Origin of the sequence: Actinoalloteichus spitiensis RMV-1378 (assembly GCF_000239155.1) — a bacterium.
In the GTDB taxonomy this organism is placed as follows: domain Bacteria; phylum Actinomycetota; class Actinomycetes; order Mycobacteriales; family Pseudonocardiaceae; genus Actinoalloteichus_B; species Actinoalloteichus_B spitiensis.
On sequence record NZ_AGVX02000410.1, the window covers coordinates 1 to 7,146 of the forward strand.

Sequence of the window (7,146 nt, forward strand, 5' to 3'; positions counted from 1 at the left end):
GAACTGGCCTTCGAGATGGCGATGTCCCAGCCGGAGCAGCCGATCCACAACGACGCGCGCAGCGAGCCGTTCCCCTTGCGCAGCGCCCGCGCCCCGCCCAGGATCGAGGTCGGCGTGATCACGAGCAGTGAGGTCCCCTTGGCCATCGCCGCCGGCGCGGCGAACCCCAGCTGCATCACCGGAACCATGACCGCCCCGCCCCCGATACCGGTCAGGGCGGAGAGCACACCGATGGCCAGCCCGATCGGCAGTAGCCACAGCAGCGGCCACCCCGGCTCGACGTCCGACGACACCTGGGGCGCCGGCCCGACCAACAGGTAGACGGCGGTGGCGGTGGACACGGCCGCGTAGGCCCACCGCAGCAGGGCGAGCGGCGCCCGGCCCAGCAGTGAGGCGCCCAACCAGGCCCCCGTCATGCACCCGACCGCCAGCGGAACGGCCATCCACAGGTTGACCTGGCCGTGCCACGCGTAGGACGCGGCCCCGGCGACCGACAGCGGTGCCAGCGCAAGCAGCGAGGTGGCCACGGCCTGCCGCTGGTCGAATTTGACCAGCGTGACCAGCAGCGGGACGATCGCCACGCCACCGCCGAGCCCGAACAGCCCCGACAACGCGCCCGCGACCAGTCCGATGATCACGAGCTTCGCCCAGGGCACCCCGTCCAGTGTTCTCTCGTCAGCGGCGTTCTCAGACACCCGAGCAACATACGCCGGTGCCCCCCGGCTCCGGGGACGACGATTACCTAGCTCACCTCGGTGATTCCGGACCGGCCGTCCGGCGGAGCGCCACCGGGGCCAGGTGGAGATCACCCGTGTCGCGCGTGCGGGTGTCCGGGGACATGGCACCATGACGCGGTGAGCAGCGCCGGACACCACAGCAACGGACGCTGGGACGGAGAGGGGACGCCACCCATCCCCTCGATCCCGCTGTCCGAGGACGACCGCACCGACGGAGCCACCGGGGAGAAGTCGATCGGCAACCTGGTCCGCCAGGCAACCGTTCACATGTCCACCCTGATCAGGGCTGAAGTCGAGCTGGCGAAACAGGAGATCACGGCCGAGGTCAAGAAGGGCCTGCGGGGCAGTGTCTACTTCGTGCTCGCCCTCACCGTGCTGGCCTTCAGCTCCTTCTTCCTGTTCTTCACCCTGGCCGAGCTGTTGGCGGTGTGGCTGCCCCGGTGGGCCGGTTTCGGAATCGTCTTCCTGGTGATGCTGGTGGTCGCCGGCTTCCTCACCTACAAGGGCTACCGCCGGGTCCGCAGCATCCGCAAGCCCGAACGGACCATCAGCACGGTGCGGGAGACCGCCGCTGGTTTCAGCGGCCACCGGGACCGCCTCGACGGCGGTGCCCCGGATCGGACCGGCTGAGCCGCGGCCACGGTGAGCCTGCCACCCGACCCGTCCACCGCCCGGCTCCCCGGCCCGTGGGCGCACCACGACGTCTCGGCCAACGGGATCCGCCTGCACGTCGCCGAGCTCGGTGAGGGGCCGCTGGTCCTCCTGCTGCACGGCTTCCCCGAGTTCTGGTGGGCCTGGCGGGGGCAGCTCACGGCGCTCGCCGAGGCCGGGTACCGCGCGGTCGCCGTCGACCTGCGCGGGTACGGCGACTCCGACAAGCCTCCCCGCGGCTACGACGGCTGGACCCTCGCCGGCGACGTCGCCGGGCTGGTCAAGGCGTTGGGTGAGCAACGAGCGCACCTGGTGGGCCACGCCTGGGGCGGCATGTTGGCGTGGACGCTGTCCGCCCTGCACCCACGGCTGGTGAGCTCCATCGCGGTCCTCGGCGGCGCACACCCCCTAGCGCTGCGACGGGCGGTCTGGCTCGGGCTGACACGTCCGTTCCGGAGAGCCGCCCGCGCCCAGACGCGGAGTTCACGACACCTCTTCGCCGCCCAGTTGCCCCGCCTCCCCGAGGCCCGGCTGACCAGGAACGCCGCCAGCCAGGTCGAGGCGCTGCTGCGGGGGTGGTCGGGGCCGGACTGGCGGCAGACATCGGCCTTCGTCGAGGTGGCGCGCACGCACCGGACGGCGATGCTCATCCCGGGCGTGGCGCACTCGGCGATGGAGTACTACCGCTGGAGCGTGCGGTCCCAGTTCCGGTCCGACGGGCGGCACTTCGCCGAGGCCGTCGACCGGCGGGCGGCGGTCCCCGTGCTCCAGGTGCACGGGAGGCTCGACCCGTGCTTCCTGCCCGGCACCGCCGCCAGGTCCAGTCCGTGGACGGGGCCGAGATCGCAGCGGGTGGAACTGCCCGGAATCGGCCACTTCCCCCACCACGAAGCCCCGGACCAGGTCAACGACCTGCTCGTCCGCTTCCTCGCGCGGGTGGCGGGCTGACCCCTCCCGGCCCCTCCGGGCCCCGGCTCCGACCTGGCCGGGCGGGACGCGGCCGCTTCCCCTTCCCCACCTAGGCGGAGCACTCGCCGGTGGGGACCTCGTCGGTGAGACGGGTCGCGGCGCGGACGTCCTCGTCGATCTCGGCGTTGGTGAGCACGTAACCGGTCTCGCTCTGGTCGGCGGCCGCTCCGAACACCACGCCCAGGACCCGTCCGTCCGGGTCGACCAGCGGACCTCCCGAGTTCCCGCTGCGCACCGCCGACCGGACCGTGTAGATCTCCCGTTCGACCGTGTTCTGGTCGTAGATGTCGGGACCGGTCAGGGTCATCCGCTGCCGGACCCTGGCGGCGCTGGCCGTGTAGGGGCCGCCCAGCGGGTAGCCGAGCACGATGCCGCCGTCACCGGTCGCCGCCGGGTCCGGGGCGAAGTCGAGCGGTTCGGCGTACAGGTCGGGAACGTCGAGCAGGGCCACGTCCCGGCTCGGGTCGTACAGCACGACGGTGGCACGCAGGCTCGCCCGTTCCACCTCCACCGTGACCTGGTCCGCTCCGGCTACGACGTGCGCGTTCGTCATCACCCGGTGCGGCGCGACCACGAAGCCGCTGCCGTTGAGCAGACGCTGGCAGCTCATCGCCTGGCCGTGCACGCGAACCACGCTCTCCCTGACCCGCCGCACCGTGGCGCTCGCCTGGAGCTCCGGGTCAGGTGGGTCGACCTCCGCCGCGGGGGTGCGGGAGAACGGGTCGAGCACGTGCGGGAACCCGGAGAAGGCGAAGAGCCGCCCGAGTTCGTTGGGGAGCCCCTTCGCCTCGGGCGGCATCACGTCGTCGACGGTCCCGAGCACCCGGGACTCCTTGACCGCCGCGGCCAGCCAGGGCACCGACGCCGCCGAGGTGATCGGCAGCGCCACCAGCCAGGCCACCAGGACGACCATCAGCCCCTGGACGACACCGCCGAGGAAGTTGTCGACGCGGCTCAACCGGGAGTGGCCCAACCTCCGTTTGATGCTCCTGCCCACGTAGACCCCGGCGAGCTGCCCGATGACGACCAGGCTGAACAGGATGCTCAGGGCCACCGCGAGCTGGACGGGCGGCCCTTCCAGCTGGTCGGCGACCCAGGGAGCCAGCATGAGCCCCCCGACCGCGCCCCCGACGACACCGAGGCCCGCGCAGATCGCGACCGCCATGCCGTGCCGGACGCCCGAGATGGCCCCGAGCACGACGGCGACCAGGACGGCCGCGTCGACCCAGTTCACTCGGCGACCGTCCCGCCCGCCCCGGCCGGGGCCTCCACCGCCTGCCAGGCGTCCGCCAGGTCCCGGATGTCGGTGGCGTCCCACGGCTCCGCCCATTCGCCGACCGAGAGCAGGCTGGAGATCAGCCCCGCGGTGAACCCCCAGACCAACATGCCCGGCACGGCGAAGGCGGGCCCCACGTACCCCGAGGGGTGCCGGACCTGGAAGCGGTTGGCCGGGTCGGCCAGGTACCGGACGGGGACCCGGGCGACGGCGGAGGTCTCCGCGAGGTCGACCGGCCGCACCGGTGAGGGTTGCCGCCAGTGCGCGATCACCGGGGTCACCCTGAACTTCGACCGCTGGATGTGGAGCTCCGGCAGCAACGCCACCGGACGCACTCCGGCGCGCTGGAGGCCGACCTCCTCCTCCGCCTCCCGGATGGCCACCGCCACGGGCCCGTCGTCGCCCTCCTCGGCGACCCCACCGGGAAAACCGACCTGCCCCGGGTGGTGGGTCAGCCCGTCCGCCCTGCGCAACAGCAGCAGGTCGGGGCCCGGGCCCAGCGGACTGCCGTCCTCCCCGAACAGCACCAGCACCGCGGCCGGTCGGACGCTCTCGGCGACGCCACCCCCCGCCGTCGGCGACGGCGACTCCATGTGGTCGCTGGCCGCGACCAGCGGGCCGAGCCAGGGTGGGGTGCTGCGCGGATCGACCAACGCCCCGCCCCGCCCCAGATCGCCGCGCGCGCTCGCTCGCTCGGTCATCGGCCTCCCCCCAGATAGCTCCGCACCGCCTGGTCCACCTCGTCGACGCTGGTGAACGCGCGGGGTGGCTCGACCCGGTGGATGGCACCAGCGTCATCCACCACGAAACTGGCCGGCATGACGGGGGCCCGGACCAGGCGTCGGAGCTGGTCCCCGTCCTCGTGCACCGACGGGAAGCCAACTCCCAGTTCGTCGAGCATCCGCCGCCCCGCGTCCCGGTCGCTCTGCACCTGCACGCCGAACACGGGAACGGCGTCCTCACCCGCGGCGTACTCGTCGAGGACCGGTAGTTCGTCCACGCAGGGACCGCACCAGGTCGCCCACAGGTTGACCAACGCGGGTCCCTCCCCCACCACGGCGGCGAGATCACCCCGCTCACCACCGTCGTGCGAGGTCACCGGAACCACGTCGAGCGCGTCGAGCGTGGTGGCGGCGGACTCGGTGGCGCTGTCGGACCCGGCCGGGGGCAGGGTGTCCCCCTCCCTGGGCCAGAGCGCGACGATGCCCGCGACCGCGAGGACCAGCACGACGACGGTCCACCTGACGCTGGACTTCACGCCTGTCCCCCCTGGGCCGGCCGCACGGCGCCACCCGCACCGGAGCCCGGCGCACCGCTCGTCCCCTCGGGCTCGTCGGGGGCGTCGGCGTGTACCGGGACCCCGGCCAGCCGGAGCAGCCGGGGGGCCTCCGGGCCCCGCACCAGCCGTCCCGCGAGCAGGGGGTCCGTCGGCCCGGCGCCGAACGAGGGGCAGTCCCTGGCCAGGGGGCAGGCTCCGCAGGCGGGCGTTCTGGCGTGGCAGACGCGACGGCCGTGGAAGATCACCCGGTGGGAGAGCATGGTCCAGTCCCGCCTGGGGAAGAGCTCACCGACCTCGTGTTCGACCTTGACCGGGTCGTTCTGGTTCGTCCAGCCCCACCGCCGGGTGAGTCGGCCGAAGTGGGTGTCGACGGTGATCCCGGGGACGCCGAAGGCGTCCCCGAGGATGACGTTCGCCGTCTTCCTGCCGATGCCCGGCAACGCGACGAGGTCGGGCAGGGTGCGCGGCACCTCGCCCCCGTGCCGCTCGACCACGGTGGCGCCCAGCCCCATCAGCGCTGACGCCTTGTTCCGGAAGAAACCGGTCGGCCGGATCAGCTCCTCCAGCTCGGCGCGGTCCGCCGCCGCGTAGTCGGCCGCCGACCGGTAGCGGCGGAAGAGCGCCGGGGTCACCTCGTTGACCCGCCGGTCGGTGCACTGCGCCGACAGGATCGTGGCGACCGCGAGTTCGAGGGGGGTCGTGAAGTCCAGCTCGCAGTGCGCGTCCGGGTAGGCCGTCCGCAGGGCACGGTCCATGCGCCTCGCCCTGCGGACCAGGGCGAGCCGTGTCTCACCGGCACGGCCGGGGGGCGCGGAGGACTTCGCGGGGGACGGCACTCCCCCAGGGTACGGGCGGCGGCCGCCGGGGACGGCGGTTCCCCGCGGAGACACCGGGTCGGTGGCGGCGGTGGCGGTACCAGCGCCGATCACCGCCCGGCCACTGATCGGTTCGCGTGCCCACCCCTCCACCCCTAGCCTGGGCACGGAGAGGTTGCGGGTATTCCGAAAGGGCTACCGGGGTCACCCAGGACCCCGGGCGCCGCCACCCACCGTGATGCGCCACCATCGGACTCATCATGACTGCCTGGTTCGTCATCGCCGTCCCCGTTGTGATCATGTTCTTCGCGCTCTTCATGGAGCGCGTCGAAAAGGGAATCCGCCACGGGGTCGTTCAGGAGAACGACGTCGAGGAGTTGCTGGAGAACGCGCGTCCGGACGAGGTGCGGGCGCTGTTCAAGCAGGGCATCGGGCGGGCGCTCGAACTCTTCCGGCTGCGTCGCTCGGGGCGCGCGGGAAGGCTGCGTCCACGCAGATCACGCCGCCCGTCTTAGACTGCAAGGAGCGATCGGCGGCACCCATCCGGTATTCGTAACGAGGGGTACCCAGTCACGGGCTGCCGCCGCCTCTCAACAGGAGGGATGAGGTGGACGAGACCCTGGCACGCGCTGGGATCTTCCAGGGTGTCGAGCCGGCGGCCATCGAGGCGCTGACTCAGACACTGGAGCCCGTGGACTTCCCACGCGGCCATGTGATCTTCACGGAAGGTGAGCCCGGCGACCGGCTCTACATAATCCAGTCCGGCAAGGTCAAGGTCGGACGCAAGTCCCCGGACGGCAGGGAGAACCTGCTTGCCATCATGGGGCCGTCCGACATGTTCGGCGAGTTGTCGATCTTCGACCCCGGGCCGAGGACGTCGACGGCGACCACGGTGACCGAGGTCAGGGCGCTCAGCATGGACCGCCCCGCACTGCGGGAGTGGATCAGCAAGCGCCCGGAGATCGCCGAACAGCTCCTGCGGGTGTTGGCTCGGCGACTGCGGCGCACGAACAACATGCTGGCCGACCTGATCTTCACCGACGTGCCCGGCCGGGTCGCCAAGGCGCTGCTCCAGCTGGCGCAGCGTTTCGGCAGCCAGGAAGCGGGCCTGCTCCGGGTGACGCACGACCTCACCCAGGAGGAGATCGCCCAACTGGTCGGCGCTTCCCGCGAAACGGTGAACAAGGCCCTGGCCGACTTCGCCCACCGCGGCTGGCTGCGGCTCGAGGGCAAGAGCGTGCTGATCCTGGACCCGGAGCGGCTGGCTCGACGGGCCCGCTGACCCCGGAACGCGACCGTCACCCGTGGGACGTGCGGCTCCGCGCGTTCCAGGCCCGGGACTCCCGTGGGCGGCGTGCCACCGGCACGCCAACCGGAGGCTCGGGGCCGCCGGTCTGACGCCGGCACCAGATCCGGTTC

At 72.5% G+C, this 7,146-nt stretch carries 9 protein-coding genes; 4 read left to right on the top strand and 5 right to left on the bottom strand.

Annotated elements, in window-relative coordinates; translation table 11 throughout:
• A partial coding sequence (locus tag ACTIDRAF_RS0217860) for a sulfite exporter TauE/SafE family protein (RefSeq protein WP_169533987.1) occupies positions 1-695 on the bottom strand: 695 nt, incomplete at its 3' end.
• A gap of 159 nt (positions 696-854) precedes the next feature.
• Here ACTIDRAF_RS0217860 and ACTIDRAF_RS29580 point away from each other — a divergent pair.
• The gene (locus ACTIDRAF_RS29580) at positions 855-1,367 is read left to right on the top strand and encodes a phage holin family protein (protein WP_016700092.1); all 513 of its coding nucleotides are present in this window, start codon (positions 855-857) and stop codon (positions 1,365-1,367) included.
• A gap of 12 nt (positions 1,368-1,379) precedes the next feature.
• A complete protein-coding gene (locus tag ACTIDRAF_RS0217870) occupies positions 1,380-2,336 on the top strand; it encodes an alpha/beta fold hydrolase (protein WP_016700093.1) in 957 nt (318 codons plus the stop codon).
• A 70-nt stretch (positions 2,337-2,406) separates the two neighbouring features.
• On the opposite strand, the gene ACTIDRAF_RS0217875 is transcribed toward ACTIDRAF_RS0217870, so the two are convergent.
• Genes ACTIDRAF_RS0217875 through nth form a run of 4 tightly spaced genes read right to left on the bottom strand, consistent with a single transcriptional unit; the run spans position 2,407 to position 5,667 of the window.
• A complete protein-coding gene (locus ACTIDRAF_RS0217875) occupies positions 2,407-3,591 on the bottom strand; it encodes a MarP family serine protease (RefSeq protein ID WP_016700094.1) in 1,185 nt (394 codons plus the stop codon).
• Entirely contained in the window at positions 3,588-4,334 is a 747-nt protein-coding gene (locus ACTIDRAF_RS0217880; protein ID WP_016700095.1) for an NUDIX hydrolase, read from the bottom strand. Before ACTIDRAF_RS0217880 ends, ACTIDRAF_RS0217875 begins: the two co-directional genes overlap by 4 nt.
• A complete protein-coding gene (locus ACTIDRAF_RS0217885; protein WP_016700096.1) occupies positions 4,331-4,891 on the bottom strand; it encodes a TlpA family protein disulfide reductase in 561 nt (186 codons plus the stop codon). Before ACTIDRAF_RS0217885 ends, ACTIDRAF_RS0217880 begins: the two co-directional genes overlap by 4 nt.
• Positions 4,888-5,667 (bottom strand): endonuclease III, encoded by a 780-nt coding sequence (gene nth / locus ACTIDRAF_RS29585; RefSeq protein WP_083886446.1) that lies wholly within the window; start codon positions 5,665-5,667, stop codon positions 4,888-4,890. The genes ACTIDRAF_RS0217885 and nth overlap by 4 nt, the downstream gene beginning before the upstream one ends.
• A gap of 320 nt (positions 5,668-5,987) precedes the next feature.
• On the opposite strand from nth, the gene ACTIDRAF_RS0217895 reads away from it, so the two are divergent.
• Both ACTIDRAF_RS0217895 and ACTIDRAF_RS0217900 read left to right on the top strand, forming a co-directional pair.
• On the top strand, positions 5,988-6,242 hold the full coding sequence (locus ACTIDRAF_RS0217895) for a hypothetical protein (RefSeq protein ID WP_016700098.1): 255 nt from the start codon (positions 5,988-5,990) through the stop codon (positions 6,240-6,242).
• A gap of 92 nt (positions 6,243-6,334) precedes the next feature.
• Positions 6,335-7,009, top strand: a complete 675-nt coding sequence (locus ACTIDRAF_RS0217900; RefSeq protein WP_016700099.1) for a Crp/Fnr family transcriptional regulator — start codon at positions 6,335-6,337, stop codon at positions 7,007-7,009.
• Positions 7,010-7,146 lie beyond the last annotated feature (137 nt).

Coding starts and splice junctions, on each gene's coding strand:
- nth (WP_083886446.1), bottom strand. CDS start 5,667: ATGGACCGTGCCCTGCGGACGGCCTACCCGGACGCGCACTGCGAGCTG.
- ACTIDRAF_RS0217895 (WP_016700098.1), top strand. CDS start 5,988: ATGACTGCCTGGTTCGTCATCGCCGTCCCCGTTGTGATCATGTTCTTC.
- ACTIDRAF_RS0217880 (WP_016700095.1), bottom strand. CDS start 4,334: ATGACCGAGCGAGCGAGCGCGCGCGGCGATCTGGGGCGGGGCGGGGCG.